Source organism: Labilibaculum sp. (genome assembly GCF_041595635.1).
Lineage (GTDB): Bacteria > Bacteroidota > Bacteroidia > Bacteroidales > Marinifilaceae > Labilibaculum.
Window position 1 is genome coordinate 42,005 of record NZ_JBFHJW010000015.1, and the last position, 22,559, is coordinate 64,563.

A 22,559-nucleotide genomic window follows, 5' to 3' on the forward strand; every position below is an offset into this window, starting at 1 on the left:
GTAAAATGAAGAGAATCGCCCAAATTACTTTTCGCCTCTTTGTAGGATTGACTTTTATTTTCTCTGGATTCGTAAAAGCCATTGATCCTTTGGGTTCAACCTATAAATTCACCGATTATTTTCTAGCCTTTGGCATGGATAGCCTAAAAGAAATTGCTTTTCCTTTAGCAATTCTTCTGTCTACTCTTGAATTTACAGTAGGAATGTCGCTGGTTTTCAACAGCCGAAAAAATATTTTTGTATGGATTGCCCTTCTTTTCATGCTCTTTTTCACGCCTCTTACCTTGGTTTTAGCCTTAACCAATCCGGTGAGCGATTGTGGATGCTTTGGAGATGCCTGGGTGCTAACCAATTGGGAAACATTCTGGAAAAACATTCTAATTCTTGCTTGTACATTATTCATTTTTTGGAAACGAAAAAATGACGAAAATAAAAACCCAATTTGGGAACAGAACCTGCTCTTAGCATTTGCAATTCTTGTGGCTGGAACCCTTTCGTTTTACTCATATCGTCATTTACCAATTATCGACTTCAGACCCTACCACATTGGTGCCAACATTGGCGAAGGAATGAGAATTCCCGAAGATGCACCTTCGGATGAATACAAAAGTCTTTTTACTTATGAAAAAGATGGTATTACAAAGGAGTTTGACGAAACCAATTACCCATGGCAAGATACAACTTGGAAATTTGTTAATTCTGAGCAAATAAAAATAAAAGAAGGTTACACTCCACCAATTCATGATTTCTCCATTTCAAATGATAAAAATGGAGATATTACCGATATGGTTTTAAATCACGAAGGCTATACCTTTTTATTTGTATCAAAGGAACTTTCTAAAATTAATGATGTTACAATAAATAAAGTTATAAATTTGGCTCTATACTCTTTGAATTACGATGTTCAGTTTGTTGCGATAACAGCATCAGGTAAACAAGAAATAGAAGACTTCACTTTAGAATATGAATTGCCATTTGAGTTTTACAATACCGATGAAATTCAATTAAAAACAATTGTTCGTTCCAATCCAGGCTTAGTGCTGCTAAAAAAAGGAACTATAATAGACAAATGGCATTTTAGAGATTTTCCTGATGCAAATCTTATTCAAGGAGATCTTGCAGCCAGTTCAATCACTAAACATCAAACAATAAATATCAAACTATTAATAATAAGTATAACATCCACATTGCTTTTGCTTCTTGTTCTTTTCCGATTGATTAGAATTCGATTTGCAAGAGAAAAAAACAGATTACGATTATGAGAAAAAAAATTGTTGCAGGAAACTGGAAAATGAATAATACCCTTGAAGAAGGTGTTAAATTGGCGGGACAAATCAATGATTTAGTTGAAAAAACAGATCTTAATGGTGTTGATGTTGTTATTGGAACTCCATTCATTCACCTTGCAGAAGTAAACAAACTTGTTGGTGATAAAATTGGTGTAGCAGCTCAAAACTGTGCTGACGAAGTAAGCGGTGCTTACACAGGAGAGGTTTCAGCTTCTATGATCAAATCAACAGGAAGCAAATATGTAATTTTAGGTCACTCTGAGCGCAGAGAATATTATGGCGAAACCAGTGCTAAATTGGTAAAAAAAGTAAAACTAAGTCTCGAAAATGGATTAACTCCAATTTTCTGTTTTGGTGAAGTTTTAGAAGAACGTCAATCAGAAAAACATTTTGACGTTGTAAAAAGTCAGATTGCTGAAGGATTATTCAACTTATCAGCTGAAGATTTCGGAAAAATCATCTTAGCTTACGAACCAGTTTGGGCAATTGGAACTGGTGTTACTGCTTCTTCAGCTCAGGCTCAAGAAATGCATGCTTTTATTCGTAAAACATTAGTAGCTCAATATGGTCAAGAAGTAGCCGACAACACATCTATTCTTTATGGTGGAAGTTGCAAGCCTTCAAATGCTAAAGAATTATTCGAAAACCCAGATGTTGACGGAGGCTTAATTGGTGGAGCTTCGTTAAATGCTGAAGATTTCATGGGTATTATTACTGCTTTTTAATCGCGGTACCACACATACAAAAAGCCGATACTTATGTGTCGGCTTTTATTTTTTGATTCAAAAAATTACAGATACTCAGCATCGTAAGAAACATTTTGAGAAGCTAAAACCGATAGGATTAAGTCATTAGTATGAATTAACTTTCCTTTGAGGATGTTTTTTTGAGTATCAACTTACAAGTTTAAGAGCAACACAATGGATTATATCGAACTAAAATGCCAAATAAAACCCTTCTCCGAAGAGATCGCAGAAATAGTCATTGCCGAATTAGGTGAATTGGATTACGAAAGTTTTACACAAAGCGATGATGCCGTAGAAGCATACATAAAGGCTCCTTTATTCGACATGAATGCAGTTGAGCAACTAAGTATAAACCATTTGCCAAACGCTCCTTTTTCACTGACTTATTCGCACAAAACTCATGAAGCGAAAGACTGGAACGCAGTTTGGGAATCTAATTTTAAACCCGTAATTATTTCCAATAAAGTGGTGATAAGAGCTTCTTTTCACACCAACTTACCCAAAGTTCCCTACGACATTGTTATCGATCCTAAAATGTCATTTGGGACAGGACACCATTCTACAACTTCATTAATGATACAAAGCATTTTGGAATCAGATTTAGAAGGAAAAACAGTATTAGATATGGGATGTGGAACTAGCTTACTAGCTATTTTAGCATCGAAACGAAAAGCCAAAAAAGTTGATGCAATTGACATTGACGAATGGCCTTACAAAAATTCCCTTGAAAACATTAAAAACAATAAGGCTGAAAATGTTTCGGTTTTTCTTGGCGATGCAGCTTTACTGAAAGACAAAAAATACGATCTTATTTTAGCCAACATCAACAGAAACATCCTTCTTAACGATATGAAACATTACGTAAATTGTCTTCCAAAAGGAGGAGAATTAATCATGAGTGGTTTCTATACTGAAGATTTAAAGTACATTCAAGAGGAAGCTGAAAAAAACAACTTGCAATATATCAGTCATAAAGTTGATTTAAACTGGGTGGCTGTTCGTTTTCAGAAAAAGTAAAATATTACACACTTGCCGGTTTCTGCACCTCAAAAATGAGCATACAGAACCGGTATTTTTCTTTTCATAGTTCGGTAAATTTGTTAAATTGTCGAGGCAAATAATTCCCCACATGAAACTACATTTACAATGAATAAGCTTCTTTTCTTTCTGATTCTGGTTTTAGGAGTAACAATTCCCAAAAAAACAGTTCTGGCTCAAAGTATAAAATCATTTTCCCATGATTCTATTGTCTTTCAGGATGAATTTTTACAATTCATGGATCATCCAAGCAAGAAACAAGAAAGTAAAGAATTTGCAGAAAAGTTTCCTCTATTTTGGTTTTCATCGGATATGACCAGCGAAAAAAGAAAGACTATTTTCCAGATATGCGACCTCTTTTTAGCAAAAAAAGCCAGATCATTTCCTGATTTTTATAACTATTTTGAAACGCTAATGCTCTTTCAAAATCAAAATAGAAGTCAAGAGGATTTTAACAATTGGGAGAAAGGACTACTTCAACAAATCAACAACAAAAAGATTAAGCTAAACGCAATTAAAGATTTTCTAATTCAAACTCAAAAACTCCTAACAGACACAATAGTAAATGAATCATACGCTACAAAATGGGAATGTAAGAATGCCAAATTTAAGTACGTTTTCGACAAAGAACTAAGCATTCAATTCGATCAGGCCGATCTTTACTGTCTGGCTCAGCGAGACACTTCATGCATTCACAATACCAATGGAATTTATTTTCCTTTTAAGAAAATTTGGTCGGGAAACAAAGGTATAGTCAACTGGAAAAGAGCCGGAAAAAGTGAGACCGAAGAATATGCTACCTTTGATTCTTATACAATTAATACAGAAAAGACCTCCTTCCAAATCGATACTGTTAACTACTACAATAAAGAACTCTTTATAGATAAGATTCAGGGTAGTCTTTCTGAAAAAATGAATTCTGTGCGAAGTCCTTCTCTGGCCATTTATCCACGTTTTGAATCTTTTGAAAAAGAAATCGAAATTAAAAATCTTTTCGAAAATCTGGATTACAAAGGAGGAATTGCCATACATGGTGCCAAATTTATAGGTAAAGGAAGTCCCGAACATCCATCAGTAATCGAATTATCCAGACATGATACCCTATTCTTACGTGCCCGTTCGGAACATTTTTCATTTCATAACAATCGAATCATTGGAAAGGATACCCAAATTGAAATTCTTATCGATACGTGTGGGATCTATCATCCTGGGCTGCTCTTTCAATATTTTTCAGAAAAAAAAGAAGTCAATTTAATTCGAGATGGTGAAGGTGTTTCACAAAGTCCCTATTTCAACACCTTTCACAATTTAATTATGGATTTTGGAATGTTAATTTGGAACATGGATGAAAACCTGATGCATTTTGGAAGCATGAAAGGTGCAAACAATCGGCAAGCTCACTTCGAATCGATGAACTATTTCAGCATCAATCGTTACATGAAAATCCAAGGTATGGATCAGGAGAATCCACTTGTTTCCTTACGCAAATATGCCGATTATTCCTATGTGAACACGTTTACAGCCATGGAATATGCCAATTTTATAAAAAAACCCATCAGTCAAGTTCGCCAGCAAATAATTGGTTTATCCTTTCAAGGATTTGTCTCTTACAACAGAAATACCGATGAAATAACCCTACAAAAACGACTTACCGATTACATTAAATCAGGAATGGGTCGTCAAGATTATGATGTTATCCGTTTTGCCACTCAAACTGAAAACAATGAAGATGATGCCACTCTCCGAATGGGAAGTTACAATTTGGATATCAATGGAGTAAGGCACATTGCTGTAAGTGATTCGCAAAATGTTGTTATCTTCCCAAAACATCAAAAAATCACTTTAAAAAGAAATCGTGATTTCCAATTCGACGGAAAAATAATGGCCGGATTACTCGATATGTATGGCCAGAATTTTCATTTTTCCTACGAAAAATTTAAAATCGACCTCGATCTAATCGATTCTCTTCAAATTAACATTGTAAATGACTCTTTATCCTCCTATGGAAAACGATACACCACTCAACTAGGAAGTGTACTAGAAAAAATAACCGGCGATCTACTCATCGATGATCCAAATAATAAATCGGGACTAAAACACTACGACGAATACCCAATTTTTAATAGTTCGGATTCCTGCTTTGTATACTACGATAGCAAAGACATACAGGACGGAGTGTACGAAAAAGACAAATTCTATTTTAAAGTAGATCCATACACCATCAATAACATCAACGATTTTAAAAAGGAAGACATCTCCTTAAAAGGAATATTTGTTTCCGATAGCATATTCCCCGACTTTAACGAAACACTATGCATAACCGATAACAACACATTAGGATTTGCTCATGTTACTCCACAAAAAGGACTTCCCGTTTATGGGAAAGGCAATTTTGTTGATACCATTCAACTATCCCACGATGGTTTAATTGGGAAAGGGAGCTTAAATTACCTCACCTCTACCACAAAATCGAACAAATTCATTTTCAGACCTGAAATAATGACCACCCAAGCCGAAAGTTTTGAACTAAAAGAATTGGCTGCACAAATGAATAATCCGCAAGTAAACGGAGAGAAAATTTTTGCAACATGGTACCCTTATAAAGACGAGCTTTACGTGAAAAGTACAGCTTTACCAATCGATATGTATAAAAAATTAGCAAGTCTGTCAGGAACCTTAAAAATTACTCCTACGAAAATTACTGGTATGGGAGATATGGAGTTGGTAAATGCTGAAATTGAGTCTGACTATTTTACCTACGCATCACATAGAATAACTGCTGATACGGCAAGTTTTAAGCTAAAAAATACAGATATGGAAGGATATGCTTTCGTAAGTAAAGATGTAAATGCAGAAATTAACTTTAACAGGAGATTTGGACAATTTACTAGTACCGCAGAAGCAAGTAGTAGCGATTTTCCATGGAATAAATACATGGCCTACGTAAATAGTTTTGGTTGGGAAATGGATAAACAAGAACTACTATTCGGAAAAGAAGATGAGAATGTATTGGCTTCCTTATGGGATGAAAATCAAATGGAAACATTACCTAAAGATGACTATACCGAATTCATATCAACAGGCATAAAACAAGATTCTCTGCATTTTAATTCCCCAATGGCGCGCTACAACTCCATCGATCATACCATAAGTGCAAAATATGTGAAAAACCTAACCATTGCTGATGCAAACATATTTCCCGCTCAGGGAAATGTAACCATCGAAAAAGAAGGACTCATGCAAAGCTTGCGAAACTCGAAAGTGATTGCTGATACACTGAATTCTTTTCACCATATATTTAATGCTACCATTAATGTTCACAGCAGGAATTCCTATTCTGGTTCTGGAAGCTACACCTATATTGATGCAAATAAAAATGAACAAGAAATATTTTTTGATGTTATTGATGTTGACAGTACTGGACAAAGCATTGCTTTGGGAAATCTACCTGAAGAAAAATCCTTTAGTTTGAGTCCTAATTTTGATTACAAAGGAAAAGTAAGAATGGAAGCACGTGAAAAATCACTCTTTTTCCAAGGTCAAACAAAAATTCACAACCAATGCGAAAACATAGGTGACAATTGGCTTGATTTTACTTCACAAATCGACCCAAATGAAATTTACATTCCTGTTGATTTGTATGTTACCAACGACGAGAGTTTGAAACTGTACAATAGCTTTTTCCTAACCAATGATTCCATTCACATCTACTCTTCTTTCCTATCGCGTAGAATATTCTACACCGATAATGTTTTGTTAGAAGCCAATGGATTTCTAAGCTACCAACCAAACATAAATGCCTATCAGATTGCTCCCAAAGATAAATTGAAAGATATGGATGCAACGGGTAACATATTGTCTTTTTATCAAGGTAATTGCAACATGAAGGGAGAAGGTAAAATTGATTTAGGTGCCGAATTGGGGCAAATAAAGCAGATTTCAGCTGGAGCTATTGAACACGATTTATCAAGTAATATTGTCACTTTGGATTTAATTTTAGGAATCGATTTCTTTATGAATGATCAGGCCATGAAAATTATGGAAAATGCTTTTATGCAAGCCAATTTAAAACACACAAATCTCAACAAGCAAAACTACACCCGAAAATTAGCAGAGATTATGGGGCGAAAAAAAGCAGAATTATACATGCAGGAAATAGATAAGGATGGTATTTTCAAAAATTTACCCAAAGAATTGCAACACACTCTTTATTTCAACAATCTGGATTTTATTTGGAATAAAGAAAGCAAAGCATATGAATCTATTGGAGAAATTGGCATTGGAAATATCAACGACAAACAAATTAGTAAAAATGTAACCGGCAAAATTGAGTTGGATAAAAAACGAAGCGGGAACCGATTAACCATCTATCTGGAAATTGACAAAGCTACGTGGTTTTATTTTGAATACTACCACGGCGTGCTATTTGTTCGATCATCAGAAGAAGAGTTCAATACAATTATTCATGAAACTAAAGAGGACAAACGAGAATTTAAAGACCCCTTAAAGAAAAATCCTTATTCGTACATTATTTGTCCTCGTTCGCAAAAAACAAAATTTCTGAAACAATTTAATTAATACAATAAAAAAACAGACTTGCAATAAACTGCAAGTCTGTTTTTTTATTATCCTTCAATAATTTCTTGGACTCGACCAACCTGACCATCTTCCAAACGCACTTTAATTCCATGAGGATGTAGATGTGAATTCGTTAACAAATCTTTCACAATTCCTTCTGTTAATTTTCCCGATCGCTGGTCTTCTTTCAACACAATCTTTACGGCCAATCCGGGATGAACATCCGCTCTCTTTGTTCCGTCTTTCATTCTTATTCCATTTAAAAAATATTTTTTCAATCTTAACTTAACGCATAAAAGTAAATTCTTTTTACGTATTATCATACTTATATCATATTAATTAACTAAAATTAGCTTAACAAAAAAATAATAACCTATAAAAATTTGATTAATACAACAGCTTTTTTCCCTCTAAATAAAAGCTAATTTTATAGGTGAAAGAATAATTTTAGCAGGGAGATTTTCACAAAAAACCCTTGTATTTGCTCACATTAGATAGCTCTGAAAAGAAAAAATTGCTTAATTTTATCTGAATAGATAAACAAGTCATAGCAAATCATTATATGCCAAAATATCAGTTCCTTAATCGAGATTTAAGTTGGTTATCCTTTAATAAACGAATTATAGAAGAAGCTTCGGATGCTAACTTGCCTCTGTATGAGCGAATCAAATTCTTAGCCATATACTCCTCAAACCTTGATGAATTCTATCGTGTAAGAGTAGGAACTTACAAACGATTTACCGAACTACCTGCAGAAGACAAAAAAAGCCTTAGAGAAAATCCAGACATTATTTTAAAAAATATTAATGCCGAAGTTGATCGACAACAGCATGAATTCGGGCAAATTTTCACTAACCAGATTATTCCTGAATTAGAAAAAAATGACATCATTTTGATACAAGATGAGGAATTGTGCGAAGAACACCATCAATTTGTGAAAGACTTCTTTCTTGACAATTTGTTACCACATGTTCAACCAATACTTCTGCTAAGAAAACAAATTCAGCCTTTTCTTCAGAACAATGTTATATATATTGCTGTTAAATTATTTAAAAAAAACAGCAAAAAAGAAGAAGAAAGCACTCCAACAACTCGACGTTCACGATATGCCATTATAAAAGTTCCCAGCCATCGTTTCCCTCGATTTATTGAACTACCTAAAAAAGGTGGCAAACATTTTATCATGTTTTTGGATGACATCATAAAATTACGAATGAAAATTTTGTTTCCAGGTTACAAAATTGATTCCAGCTATAGCTTTAAACTAAGCCGAGATGCCGATTTACTCATTGAAGACGAATATTCTGGCAACCTTATAAAAATGATCGAAAACAGTTTAAAAAAGAGAGAAACTGGTATGCCTTCACGATTTTTATATGATGAAGCCATACCTAAAGATTTTCTGAAATTCCTAAAAGGATCATTTAATCTGTTAAATAACGACATGGTGAAAGGGGCTCGTTACCACAATTTTCAAGATTTCTTTGGCTTCCCAAATCCTAAACAGCCTAAACTGGAAAAGGAATCATTCCATCCGTTAAAAGCAGAAGAACTCGATGGCAAAAATTCCATTTTTAAATCCATTCGAATAAAAGACAGAATTCTTCACTTCCCTTATCAGTCCTACGAGTATGTAATTCGTTTTTTAAACGAAGCTGCAGTAGATCCAAAAGTGGAAGAAATTAAAGCTACACAATACCGAGTAGCCGATAATTCGGCAGTGGTAAATGCTTTAATCAATGCCGCTTTAAATGGCAAAAAAGTAACAGTATTTGTAGAAGTTAAAGCACGTTTCGATGAAGAAGCCAACCTTAAATCGGCACGAGAAATGCGTAAGGCAGGTGTAACTATTATCGACAGTATTCCAGGTTTAAAAGTTCATGCAAAACTAGCTTTGGTAATGCGTAAAGGAGACAAAAAAGACTATGCCTTTTTAAGCACTGGAAATTTCAACGAAAACACTGCGAAAGTTTATGCCGATCATGGTTTGTTTACTTCCGATGAAGTAATTATTACAGAATTAAGACAGCTATTTGATTATCTAGAAAATCAGACTGAAGGTTATGAGTTCCATAAACTTTTAGTTGGACAATTTAACTTAAGAACTAATTTACTAAACTTAATTGATCAAGAAATAAAAAATGTAAACAACGGACACAAAGGCTACATCATACTTAAGATGAATGGACTACAGGAAAGAGATATGATAGAAAAACTGTATGAAGCCAGTGAAAAAGGAGTGAAAATTGATTTAATAATTCGCGGTATTTGTTGCTTAAAACCAAATAAAACCTATGCAAAAAACATTCGTATTATTCGCATTGTAGATCAATTTCTTGAACATGCAAGAGCTTTCTATTTCTATAATTTAGGAGAAGAAATTTTGTATTTATCGTCTGCCGATTGGATGAATCGTAATTTACATCGACGAATTGAATGTGCTTTTCCAATAACCGATAAAAAAATTAAAAAAGAACTTCTTGACATTTTAAACCTACAACTGCGGGATAATGTAAGTGCCCGAATCTTAGATTCAAAACTTAATAACTTGCCTATTACCAGAAATAAAGGCACCCGTGCCATTCAATCGCAAATTGAAACATACAAGTATTTGAACAAAAAAGAAACTGCAAAAAAATCAAAACAAAGAATATCGACCAAAAAAACAAGTTAAAATAAGACTATATTAACCAAAGACATAATTACAATGAAACGACTTATTCTTGCAAGACATGCTAAAACAGAAGTTCTTCGTTACGATATTTCCGACTATCAGCGTAAATTAGTCGAAAGAGGAATAAATGATTCTAAATTACTTGCCAACAAATTGTTTTTAAAAGGTATTATTCCCGATTTGATCATCTCAAGTCCGGCAAAAAGAGCTATCGAAACATCCTTGCTATTTGCTGCTGCTTTACAGTATCCTTCAAAATTAATTAAGCAAGTTGATGACTTGTATGATGGTTTTACAACACAAGAATTTCTTGAATTACTTGATCGCTTAGGACAGAATAACGAAACTATTATGGCTGTTGGTCACAATCCGAGCATTGAATATTTGGCTTTTAACCTAACCGAAGAATTCTACCAAAATGTGCCCACCTGCACAGTAATTGGCATCGATTTTCAAATTGATAAATGGTCTGACATAGAAGTACGAACAGGAAAACTGGCTTTTTATGAGTACCCCAAAAAATACAAACAGTCCAAACAATAAAAAGTTAACAATCAACATAAAATAATGTTATTGCTTGCCAAAAATAATGTTTCCCTGATTGTCCAATATTAATTTTCCATTCACTAAATCCTGTGTTTGTTCAGCTTTAAAACCTTTAATTAAAGCTGTTTTTCCTTGTGTAGCTAAAGATTTTATTTGAGCTTTACTTAATTTTTTCTCCATAAATACAAAAGGAATAATAAATTTGCAGCCATTGCGGTAATTAGAACAACCATAGGCCGTATTTCCCTTCAATAATGTACCTGTTTTACAAACCGGACAGTTCCACACTTCAGCTTCCTCTGCTATAAATTCGATACTAAAATCGGGAGCAAAAGCCAATTGTCCATTTTGCTTTTTCCCATCTATTTCGAATCCTTTAATTTTTGGTGTTATTTTCTTTAAAACAAGTGCTTCAACCTGCTTTTCAGTGAGCTTTTTCCCTTGATATTCGAAAGGAATGCGAATTTTGCATCCGTTTCCCCAATTAGTGCATCCCCAAGCAGTTTTCCCTTTTAGGATTTTCCCTTCCTTACATTTTGGACAAATGAGTTCCTTTTTGACTTTCGCCTTAGCCTTTGCTGATGTTTTCTTCTTCTCTTTTTCTTTAACCTCATCGATTACTTCAATCTGACTGATATTTTTTCTTGATTTTACATCCCAAACAATACCTACAACCATATTCTTCAGTTCTGCCATAAACTGATTCACCTTATAGTTCCCCAGTTCAATCTCATGAAGTTTCTTCTCCCACTGTCCGGTAAGTTCTGCTGATTTAAGCAAATCATTCTGAATGGTATCGATCAACTGCACACCAGTTACTGTAGCCTCTAATCGTTTCTTCTCTCGTCGGATGTATTTTCTTTTGAACAAAGTTTCGATAATATTCGCTCGCGTTGAAGGACGGCCAATACCATTTTCCTTCATCAAATCCCTTAACTCATCATCATCAACCTGCTTACCCGCAGTTTCCATTGCTCGCAAAAGAGTTGCTTCGGAATAGTATTTAGGAGCCTGTGTTTGTTTCTCGGCCAAATCTGGAGCATGCTCACCACTCTCTCCTTTCACAAAATCTGGCAGAATTACACCATCACCAATGTTACCATCTTTAGCATACAGAACTCTCCAACCAGGATCCAATATCTGCTTTCCAGTAGCTTTAAAATCGATAGTAGTCACCTTTCCAATAACCGTGGTGTTACTCACCTTACAATCAGGATAAAATACTGAAATAAATCTTCGGGTTACAATATCATACACCTTCTTTTCATCGTAAGTTAAACCAGAAGGAGTAACTCCTGTTGGAATTATGGCATGGTGATCGGTTACCTTCTTATCATCGAAAACCTTCTTCGATTTTTTAATTTTATGCTTTAGTAAAGGCTCTGTAAATTCACTATAGGAAGATAATTTGTTAAGAATCCCAGGTATTTTTTTATACAAATCATCGGTCAAGTAAGTGGTATCAACCCTAGGATAAGTAGTAAGTTTTTTCTCGTATAAACTTTGAATCATTCGAAGTGTGTCTTCAGCCGACAGGTTTAACTTTCTGTTGCAATCAACCTGCAAAGATGTTAAATCGTACAAACGAGGAGGTTGTTCCTTCCCACTCTTTTTCTCTACCGATACAATTTCGAATGCTTCGGATTTTATTTTATCGAGGAATTCCACCCCCTCTTCTTTTTGCGAAAATCGCCCACGAGTAGCCGAAAAACTAACTTCTCGGTACACCGTTTTTAGCTCCCAATAAGTTTGAGGTTTAAAATTTTCAATTTCTTTTTGACGATTTACAATCAAAGCCAAAGTAGGAGTTTGAACTCTTCCTATCGAAAGTACCGACTTTCCATTTGCATATTTAAGTGTATAAAGTCGAGTTGCATTAATTCCCAACAACCAATCGCCAATCGATCGGGACGAGCCCGCTGCATACAATTTATCAAAATCTTTGCTATCGCGTAAATTTTCAAAACCTTCGCGAATAGCCTCCTCTGTTAAAGAGGAAATCCAAAGTCTTTTTACAGGTACTTTGCATTTTGCCTTGTGCAATACCCATCGTTGAATCACCTCTCCCTCAATTCCAGCATCACCACAATTAATCACCTCTGTAGCGTTGGTAATCAGCTTTCTGAGTGTGTCAAATTGCTTCTGAACCCCTTTATCCGGAATTACTCGAATTCCAAATCGAGGAGGAATAATTGGTAGGTCATTTAAATGCCAATACTTCCAATTAAGATCATACTCATGAGGTTCCTTTAAGCCACACAAGTGCCCGAAAGTCCAAGAGATTTGATATCCATTACCTTCAAAATATCCATCTCTTTTACTTTTTGCACCTAATATCAATGCGATCTCACGGGCTACACTTGGTTTCTCAGCTATACAAACGATCATGGGTTATTTTTCTTATTTTATGCAAATTACTATTTCTTTCAGCTATTTATCATCCCAGGTAATAGCTGATTCATTCATCATTAAAATTCTTTTTATTTACTTCTATCCTTCTTCATCCATTTGTCAACCATGGTAAGTAAATCAATTTTCGAAACAGGTTTCAAAAGAAAATCATCCATTCCCACTTCAGACGATCTTTTAGTGTCATTAGAAAAAGCATTGGCTGTCATCGCGATTATTGGTCTTTCGAATCCATTCTCACGTAAACTCACTGTTGCCTGATATCCATCCAATATTGGCATTTGCAAATCCATGAACACCATCAAAATCTCGTCTTTATTTTGCAAATAAAAATCAATTGCTTCCTTCCCATTTCTAACCCAGACTATAGGAATTTCATCCATTTCGAGCAATCGTGATACAATTTTACCATTTACAAAGTCATCTTCGACCAACAGGATTTTGCCTTTATTATTGGCAGCGTTCTCCTCTTCCATTTTTATATTGATTTATCGCGTGTAAATATGTAGGATTATTCAATTATCATATTAAATGTTTAAAACAAATATTTAAATTCAATAGAAACAATATTATCTTCTACCGAATGACTATAATTTGCAGATATTACCATCAATTTATATGGAGCAATCCAAAATCCTCCTCCATAACCATGATGCCACTCATTGGAACTTTCATTTTTTACCCATACTCGACCAAAATCATTAAAAGCTAAAACGCCAAGTTCACCTCCTAAAAAATACGATTTAAAACGCGCCAAGCGGAGTCGAAAATCACTATTTTGAAAAACAATATCATCTCCAGCAAAACGATCCTGACGGTATCCTCTTAAATTAGATTTCAGACCCAATGTATTGGCTTGAGAGAAAGAATATCCACTCGTATTATGTGCGGCTCCAGCACGTAATGCTAGAATCGTTCTTTGCGGCCTTCCAAAACTAAGATAAAATCTCAAATCGGTCTCTACTTTATTAAAGTTATGATCGTTTTTATTTAAACCTTGAAAATATTTCCAATTTGAAGACCAATAAATTCCCCTTGCAGGAAGGACTTTATTATCTCTGGAATCCCATAAATAATTGAACGAAACGCCTACATATTCTCTCATATTAAAATCTGTGGCAGCATCCAGATTATTATAGGGATTCGTAAAATCAGTTACAAAACGATCTGGTGTGGCTTTCAATTCTAATTGCTGATAAAATACTCCAAGGCTAATGCTTTGTGTGTTGCCAAAATACTTTCTAAATTTTGGATGAACGACAAATTGAGCCATACGAATTCGATTGTATTCATCGTCATCGGATTGGATATTTTCTGTTTCATTCCCTAAACCATAATAGTAACCCTGAAAATTTGGCGTATTGTACTCAATACTCATTCCAAAATCAGTTTTTCGAAACAGTTGTTTAAACTCCCCAGAATATTTCAATTCAACAGATGGATAGGCAAATGCATAATTCACATTAAACTTATGCAGGGAGCCATAGGGTTCCTTTCTAAATCCCTGCGATTTGATATTCATGCCAGCACCCAGAATCAAACCATCATCACTCACAAAATTAAGGTTCACACCTGGACTTACCACATTATACTTAAATGATTTCCGACTGTAAGTATTCACCACTGAACTCTTTCCAAATCTTTTTTGGTAAGAACCATGGCCTTTAACACTGGTTTTTGATTTATCGTAAACAATTAGATCTTGCTTCTTAGTTGCATCCAATTTAAATTTATCTTTTCCTTTTCCTCCAACAATTCGTAGTTTGATACTTTTCTCGTTGTTTCCGTTTACTTCGAATTTATCTTTTCCGGAAAGGCCAAAAATACGTACCTCTTTGGTTTCTTCTTTGTTAAAAATTCGTTGATACAAAAGTTCCTTTTTATTTCCCTTTTTGCTCAATCTGTAGCTCTCTACTTTTAACAAACCATTTTCCAGGTTATTTATTTCAAAAAGTTCTCTATCATTCGTGCCAACAACATCAACTTCTTTGGCTAAGAAATCGTAAAACTCCTCTGCCATGGTCACTAATCGATCTCTTCGAGCCTTTAATTTCTGTATGATTTCCTCTCCTGAAATAGCATATACTTCTTTGGGTAAATCTTGAACCGATTCCTCAATAACCTCATTGCTCAAGCTTGCTTGCAAGTGCTTGGCCATTTCAATCCAATCTTTACGTTCCTTCGACTGCAAGAAATTACGGTCGAAATAACGTGCATTAAAACCCAATCCTACTACATTTTCAGGAATTGAATCGAAAGATTGAAATTTAGGCATTGCCCATTTTCTACGAATCAACCAAGGAATTGCGCCATCGCTAAAGAAAAAAGCTTGGTCGCGATCTCGTGGAATGGGTCTAGCAATTGTTTTTCCATCCTTTTTAAATGTTGCCCAACGCCACTGATCATCATGTCGATCCCAATCATTAATAAAAATATCGAACAAACGAGCTTTCAAAACAGCCGTTTCATCGATCTGAAAATCCGAATTTTTAAATCTATTTTCAATTAATTTATCAGTCCCGATGATATTTTCCGAATTCCCAAAATTATCCATATCAGAAACATCACCATCTGGACGCTCTTCGAATAAATACAACTCATTTTTAAACCCTTCCTGATAGATTCCGAAACGAGGATCGTCGGGCACATAAACAATTTTTGGATGGGTATGATATACACCCACTGCTTGTGCCATTTTCGGAATAGCCAATGCTGCATAAGGATATGAATCCGAAATTCCATCCTGAACAATTTTAGCTGCAAAACTTCCTTCCAATCCTTGAGGAATAGCTTTTTCTGTATATTTTTCAACCGATCGTAATACATATTGCTTTCCATCCTTTGCCATTAATCTTAGGGATCGTGTTTGCTGACCTCCACCACGTTTTAAAATTTTTAAACCACCTTTTTCAGTGCCAATATCAAAAACAGGAACTTGAATTGGAGTAGACCAATCTTTTCGATAGTTTGTTCCTAACAATTTAGTCTTTAGTTTTCGATCTGTATGATATAACATACTGGCAGCAACAGTAATAGTACTATCTGAGAAATTAATTTCTTTGAATTTTTCGGCTAGATCGTCTTCCGAAAAAACATGGCGAGTATAAAGCTTTTTCCGATATGCCAGATGAGCTTCTTCATTTCCTTCGGTTCCCACCGACCAAAATTCCAACCACACCTCATCATTCGAATAAAAGTTAATTCTGGAAAATCCAACTTCCCGAATCGCTACATCCATTTTCTTATCCGACACATATTCACTACTACTTCCCGAACCCGAAACAACAAAAAAAGATTTATCTTTTTCAAGAAATTGCAAACTATTATCATGAGCTGCTACGGTAATAATTCCTTCGTGTCCTTCACCTACCTGACTAGCCATATACCTCATCTGCTTATAAAATGGATAAGCAAAATCCTGAGGTGTCCCAAAAATTTTTCGATACAATTCTATTGGTCCAGGGAATGCAAAATTACCACCATGATTTCCTGCACTATAAACAGGATGATGAGCGGCAAATACAATTTTTTTATTCTTATTTCGCTCAATCGCATCATTTAAAAGAATTAAAAAGTCCGAAGAGCTTTCAAAATCGCATTCTTCTTCTGGTTTATCTCCCAAATGAAGCCACCATTGAGAATCAACAATAAGTAATACTACCTCATCGGTAAGATCAATTTCAACCGGACCAGGACATCCTCCCGAAGGCAAAAAAACATCTCCTCTATCAAGGTATTCTTCTACAAAATTCTCTAAATTCGTTAAAGCTTCCCAACCGTCTTGCTGACCACGATTCCATTCATTTTCTCCAGGAAGAAAAATAAGCTCACCTTTAAAATCTTTAACTGATCCTAACAACTTCACTAAAATAGAATCACCTTCAACACGATCCTCTACTTCTTCCTTTAAAAAATCTTTTGAATAGTCTTTCGATACGATATTCCCTAAAAAAATGAGAGTTCCTTTCTCTTCAACTTCAGTCAGCTGTTTTTTAAGCATTGCAATGTTAGAGTCGACTATTTCCGATTCGCCAACATCTCCAATAAAAAAGATTGAATGATTAAGCAAATTCGATTTAGGAGCGTCAGGAAAATTAGCCTCCTGCGCCTGTATAACAACGCTTAATAAAATAGCAAAATTGCACACTAATAGTTTCTTCAACATTTGAGAAGATTGACAATAAAAACTCATACTTAAACCTATCAATTAGTTTTCGTAATTAAACTTATAAATCGTAGCGGCTTGCCCTCGTCCTTCATTCGAAATAAACATCGTCCCATCGGGAGAAAAACAAATTCCTTCGGGTTGTCTAAAGTCCTTTCTCTGTAGTTTCACAAGGGCTAAGATTTCACCCTCGGGAGAAAGAACGATCAGCAATTTACCCACCGAAGCAAGAACATACAAATTATTCGTAATAGGATGCACAGCCACCGCAGAAGGCTGAAATGTAGCATCTCCTTCTGAAGGATTAATATTTTCCAAGAATTTAACCGAGAAATTTGAAAATCTATTAAAACGTAAAATTTTTCTTATTTTCTCCTGATTTATTAAATAAGTAGGAGATTCCGACAACTTATTTGTTTCTAAAGAGTATTTATAGACTGCACGTTGCCCTTTATAAGTATTTCCCTTTCCTGGCGCCCCCTTACATGCTATCAAAAGGCTATTGCTTTTTGCATCGTACCCTAAACCTTCGGTATTATTTCTTGCTGCTAGCCAACTTGCTTTTTTCTCTGATGAAATTTTCTTATCTAACTTGTCGATAATAAAAAGAGTCCCATCGGAACGCAAAACATATACCTCATCACCTACCATTTCAAGACCTTCGTAATCGCCTCCTTTATCAAACTTATATCTTTTGGTTATTTCCTTTTTCTTTAAACTATACTTATAAACAGTTCCCTTTTCATCATTCACACATAACAAAGAATGGCTATTGTAATATGTCAAACCAGAAATTTCCTGCAATTCACCCTTTAATTCATATTCATCAATAGCCTCAGTTATTGCATATGGAAATTGATAATCTGAACTTACTTCATAAACCAATTGAGAATCACCAGACCTCCTTCCACATGATTCTAATAACATCAATGAACTCATAGAAATTACAAAAAAAATAAAAAATCGATTCATGATACAATAGCAGGTTTGAGTTTTATTTTGGGGATCTAAAATTACATAAATAAGGTGCAATTCCCAATAAAAAAGAGGAACACAAGGGATTATTCTATAAATTTCAAATCGATTTCCGCTTTAATGACTATATTTATTGATTAAATTTAATTTAGTCAATATTAGAAAAAAGAAGAGAAATGAATATCATTCATGAAGCAGAAACATACGTTATAAATTTAATAGAGAATACCCACCAAGCTATATTTACCTATCACAATTTGGAACACACTCAAAATGTGGTTAAACAAGCAAAAAAGATAGGGCAAGAAACTGGATTATCTGCAGACGAAATGGAAATTCTTATTTTGGCTGCATGGTTTCATGACACCGGTTACTATGAAAACTTCTCAAAACATGAAGAAATTAGTGCCGAACGAGCGAGAAAATTTTTAGAAGAAAAAAACTACCCTGAAGAAAAAATAAAACATATTTGTGAGGCAATTATCCACACCAAAATACCTCACCTCCCTTGCGACGACAAAGTTTGCAATGTGCTTTGCGATGCCGACTTACATCATTTTGCATCAAAAGATTATATGAAATCATCGGAACGACTGATGATGGAAAGAAGTGCCATTCTTCAGCACGACATTCACCCTAAATTGTACTGGGAAGAAACCCTACGCTTTTTAAAAGATCACAATTATCATACCTCCTACGGTAAAAAAAATCTGGCTAAAAAGAAAGCCGTAAACTATCAAAAAGTGGTTGATAAAGTGGGTACTTACCAAAGCAAAGAGATTAAAAAACTCACCGAACTAGTAGGCAAATTAGAGCAACAGAACATTAAACTAAAGACTCCACAACGAGGAATCGAAACCATGTTTAAAGTCACATCTAGGAATCAAATTAACTTGAGTTCCATTGCCGATAAAAAAGCCAATTTAATGATTTCTGTCAACTCAATAATCATCTCTGCTATCTTTTTTATTTTCAAAAACATAATGGATGTTCCGCATTTTATCATCCCTTGCATTGTGTTGTTAATTGTATGCTTAATTACCATAACCTATTCTGTATTAGCAACTCGTCCTATTGTAACTTCCGGAACTTTTTCAGAAGAAGACATTAAAAAGAAAAGGGTGAATTTGATGTTTTTTGGAAACTTTCACAACATGGAACTAAGTGCATACTCCAAAGCTCTAAAAGGCATGATGACCGATTATGATGATTTGTATGATAGTTTAATAAGAGACCAATATTTCTTAGGCAAAGTTTTGGGTAAGAAATACCGCTTTCTTCGCGTTTCATATACCATATTTATGTTCGGTCTTATTTTTTCGGTACTAATGTTTATTCTTGCAGCGGTATACCAGCCTATGATTTGGTAAATTTTTCTTACAAAATAACCCTTCAAACAAAATACATGAACTAACTTTGTAGCTTCACGTTTTTTACTGATGATAACTTATGAACTTATTTTACACTCCCAATATTCAGGATCAATTTTATCAACTCGATGAAATTGAATCAAAACATTGCATTCGGGTTCTTCGATTAAAAGAAAATGACATCATCCATCTGATTGATGGAAAAGGCAATCTGTTTAAAGCAAAAATTATTGACGCTCACCCGAAAAGATGCAGTGTGCAATGCATTGAAACACAAACAGAATTTGGCAAACTAAATTATCACCTACACATTGCTTTAGCACCTACAAAAAACATCGATAGAACAGAATGGTTTCTGGAAAAATGCACAGAGATTGGAATTCATGAATTCACACCCCTGCAAAGCACCCACTCCGAGCGAAAAGTAGTGAAACACGAACGTCTATTTAAAGTTATTACCTCAGCGGTAAAACAATCACTTAAAGCATACCACCCCAAATTAAATGAATTAACCTCATTTACAGACTTGGTAAGCTCTCCTTTTGATGGTGAAAAATATATTGCCCACTGTAATGAAGGACCAAAAACTCATCTTAAGAACCTATATAAGGCCCAACAAAATGCATTAATTCTAATTGGTCCTGAAGGTGATTTTAGTCCAGATGAAGTAGAGCTTGCAAAAAAGCATGGCTTTCAGGAAATTTCACTGGGCCAATCGCGCTTAAGAACAGAAACTGCTGGAGTAGTAGCCTGCAACATTATTAGTTTGGAAAACCAATAATATGGGAATTTATAAACTCGTTCATATTGCCTTTTTTCTGCTCATCAGCTTTGGCTCTTTTTCACAAAATACGAGTGTTCGAATCGCACTCCTCAAATACAATGGAGGTGGTGATTGGTACGCAAACCCGAGTTCATTGCCCAATTTGATTGAGTTCTGCAATACTAACAAAGTTGCAAATATCTATAAAGATGCCAGTATTGTAGAAGTTGGCAGTTCAGAGCTATTCTCCTATCCTTTTGTGCACTTAACCGGACATGGGAATATTGTTTTTAACCATCAGGAAGTTGCTAATCTTAGAAAATACCTTGAAGGTGGCGGATTTCTTCACGTTGACGATAATTATGGTTTAAATGCCTATTTCCGACGCGAAATAAAAAAGGTATTTCCGAATGAAGAATTAATTGAACTGCCCTACTCCCATCCAATTTATCATCAGTTGTACCAATTTCCAACAGGACTTCCTAAAGTTCATGAACATGACGGAAAAGCTCCCCAAGGCTTTGGCATTTTTTACCAGGGAAGATTAGTGTGTTTTTATACCTATGAAACCGATCTAGGTGATGGATGGGAAGATCCTCAGGTTCATCACGATGAAGAAAGCAAGCATCAGCAGGCACTTCAAATGGGAGCTAACATTATCTCCTACGTTTTTAGTAATTAGAATTATTATTAATAAACTCATTTTCTGTACATAAAGAATAATTATCCTGATTTAACTTGAAATTTCCTTAACAAAATGATAATTTAAAGTGATATTAAACTGTTAGTAATCACTAAATATATTTATCATGGCAAATTCAACGAAAGGAATTATTGGAATTCTTACAGGTGGTGGTGATGTTCCCGGATTAAACCCGGCGATTCGTGCCGTTACCATTCGAGCAATACGGGAAGGCTACAAGGTAATTGGCATTCGCAAAGGATGGAGAGGATTAATAGATATCGTTCGTGATAAGAAAGCTAACAACAGTGAAAACTTCATTGAACTAAGCGAGGAACTTGTGAACAAGGTAGGAAGAACTGGAGGTACTTTTCTGCATACCTCGAGAGTGAATCCATCTAAAACTTCAAAAGATAGAATTCCAACTCACCTAAAAGACAAATACAAAGAAGAAGTAAACGATTTAACCGAAGAAGTTCTGGCAAATTTAGCCTTTCTGAAAATCGATTATCTTATTCCGATAGGTGGAGACGATACACTAAGCTATGGTGTGCGCTTATACAAAGAAGGCTTTAAAGTGATTGCCATTCCAAAAACCATGGATAATGATGTACCTGGAACCGATTATTGCATTGGCTTTAGCACTTGCATCACCCGAACAATCTCTTTAACACATAGTCTTCGAACATCTGCTGGTTCGCACGAACGATTATTAGTGCTTGAAGTTTTTGGTCGTTATGCCGGGTTCACTGCAATATTACCAACACTTGCAGGTGCAGCCAATCGATGTGTAATTCCGGAATATAATTTCGACATGGAACGCTTAACAGAATTAATGATACAAGATCGTTTTTCAAATCCAAGCCGTTATTCGGTAGTACTCATTTCGGAAGGAGCCAGTATAGCTGGAGAAGAAATGATTTTTCAAGATCAAGTGAAAGATGACTACGGACACAAAAAATTAGGCGGTATTGGAGACCGCGTTTCGGAACATCTAAAACAACTATCTCCCAAGTACAACAACTCCAAACCAATAAACGTAATCAACCAAAAATTAGGATATATGGTTCGTTGTGGCGATCCCGATGCCATTGATTCTATTGTTCCTATGGCATTTGGAAATTTAGCATTAGACCTAATCATTAAAGGTGTTCATGGCCGATTAATCACTCTCCGAAACGGAAGGTATGACAACGCCCCAATTGATATTGTAACCAGCTCGAAAAAACTAGTCGATGTGGATCGCTACTACAACGTTGATCGCTTGCGTCCTAAATACAACAGTTTTGAAATGCAACCATTATTTTTAATGACTGGATTGTAA

Annotated in this window: 15 protein-coding genes; 10 read left to right on the top strand and 5 right to left on the bottom strand. The window is 35.0% G+C overall.

What is annotated here, in order from left to right; genetic code table 11:
• Positions 1-5: 5 nt before the first annotated feature.
• The 4 genes from ABYT26_RS06540 (at position 6) to ABYT26_RS06555 (ending at position 7,651) form a co-directional block, all read left to right on the top strand.
• On the top strand, positions 6-1,262 hold the full coding sequence (locus tag ABYT26_RS06540; protein WP_372752096.1) for a BT_3928 family protein: 1,257 nt from the start codon (positions 6-8) through the stop codon (positions 1,260-1,262).
• Complete coding sequence (gene tpiA, locus ABYT26_RS06545) at positions 1,259-2,014, top strand: triose-phosphate isomerase (RefSeq protein WP_372752098.1); 756 nt, start codon at positions 1,259-1,261, stop codon at positions 2,012-2,014. Before ABYT26_RS06540 ends, tpiA begins: the two co-directional genes overlap by 4 nt.
• 195 nt (positions 2,015-2,209) lie before the next feature.
• Complete coding sequence (gene prmA, locus ABYT26_RS06550) at positions 2,210-3,052, top strand: 50S ribosomal protein L11 methyltransferase (RefSeq protein ID WP_372752100.1); 843 nt, start codon at positions 2,210-2,212, stop codon at positions 3,050-3,052.
• A 129-nt stretch (positions 3,053-3,181) separates the two neighbouring features.
• The gene (locus tag ABYT26_RS06555; RefSeq protein ID WP_372752101.1) at positions 3,182-7,651 is read left to right on the top strand and encodes a hypothetical protein; all 4,470 of its coding nucleotides are present in this window, start codon (positions 3,182-3,184) and stop codon (positions 7,649-7,651) included.
• A 47-nt stretch (positions 7,652-7,698) separates the two neighbouring features.
• On the opposite strand, the gene ABYT26_RS06560 is transcribed toward ABYT26_RS06555, so the two are convergent.
• Complete coding sequence (locus ABYT26_RS06560) at positions 7,699-7,899, bottom strand: YwbE family protein (RefSeq protein ID WP_372752103.1); 201 nt, start codon at positions 7,897-7,899, stop codon at positions 7,699-7,701.
• A gap of 314 nt (positions 7,900-8,213) precedes the next feature.
• Here ABYT26_RS06560 and ppk1 point away from each other — a divergent pair, with 314 nt between their 5' ends.
• Both ppk1 and ABYT26_RS06570 read left to right on the top strand, forming a co-directional pair.
• Positions 8,214-10,325 carry a polyphosphate kinase 1 gene (gene ppk1 / locus ABYT26_RS06565; RefSeq protein ID WP_372752105.1) on the top strand — a complete coding sequence of 704 codons (2,112 nt, stop codon included), beginning with the start codon at positions 8,214-8,216 and terminating at the stop codon, positions 10,323-10,325.
• Positions 10,326-10,358: 33 nt separating this feature from the next.
• Positions 10,359-10,868 (top strand): histidine phosphatase family protein, encoded by a 510-nt coding sequence (locus ABYT26_RS06570; RefSeq protein ID WP_372752107.1) that lies wholly within the window; start codon positions 10,359-10,361, stop codon positions 10,866-10,868.
• A gap of 27 nt (positions 10,869-10,895) precedes the next feature.
• Here ABYT26_RS06570 and ABYT26_RS06575 read toward each other — a convergent pair whose 3' ends face one another.
• The 4 genes from ABYT26_RS06575 to ABYT26_RS06590 form a co-directional block, all read right to left on the bottom strand.
• Complete coding sequence (locus ABYT26_RS06575; protein ID WP_372752109.1) at positions 10,896-13,259, bottom strand: DNA topoisomerase 3; 2,364 nt, start codon at positions 13,257-13,259, stop codon at positions 10,896-10,898.
• A gap of 92 nt (positions 13,260-13,351) precedes the next feature.
• On the bottom strand, positions 13,352-13,756 hold the full coding sequence (locus ABYT26_RS06580) for a response regulator (protein ID WP_372752111.1): 405 nt from the start codon (positions 13,754-13,756) through the stop codon (positions 13,352-13,354).
• 59 nt (positions 13,757-13,815) lie between these two features.
• Complete coding sequence (locus tag ABYT26_RS06585) at positions 13,816-17,445, bottom strand: BamA/TamA family outer membrane protein (protein ID WP_372752113.1); 3,630 nt, start codon at positions 17,443-17,445, stop codon at positions 13,816-13,818.
• A 42-nt stretch (positions 17,446-17,487) separates the two neighbouring features.
• Entirely contained in the window at positions 17,488-18,417 is a 930-nt protein-coding gene (locus tag ABYT26_RS06590; protein WP_372752115.1) for an SdiA-regulated domain-containing protein, read from the bottom strand.
• 179 nt (positions 18,418-18,596) lie between these two features.
• Here ABYT26_RS06590 and ABYT26_RS06595 point away from each other — a divergent pair, with 179 nt between their 5' ends.
• The 4 genes from ABYT26_RS06595 (at position 18,597) to ABYT26_RS06610 (ending at position 22,559) form a co-directional block, all read left to right on the top strand.
• Positions 18,597-19,790: a Pycsar system effector family protein gene (locus tag ABYT26_RS06595; protein WP_372752117.1), complete on the top strand. Its 1,194-nt coding sequence runs from the start codon at positions 18,597-18,599 to the stop codon at positions 19,788-19,790.
• A 79-nt stretch (positions 19,791-19,869) separates the two neighbouring features.
• Positions 19,870-20,571 (top strand): 16S rRNA (uracil(1498)-N(3))-methyltransferase, encoded by a 702-nt coding sequence (locus tag ABYT26_RS06600; protein ID WP_372752119.1) that lies wholly within the window; start codon positions 19,870-19,872, stop codon positions 20,569-20,571.
• 1 nt (position 20,572) lies between these two features.
• Positions 20,573-21,235 (top strand): DUF4159 domain-containing protein, encoded by a 663-nt coding sequence (locus tag ABYT26_RS06605; protein ID WP_372752121.1) that lies wholly within the window; start codon positions 20,573-20,575, stop codon positions 21,233-21,235.
• Between the two features lie 127 nt (positions 21,236-21,362).
• Positions 21,363-22,559 carry a 6-phosphofructokinase gene (locus ABYT26_RS06610; protein ID WP_372752123.1) on the top strand — a complete coding sequence of 399 codons (1,197 nt, stop codon included), beginning with the start codon at positions 21,363-21,365 and terminating at the stop codon, positions 22,557-22,559.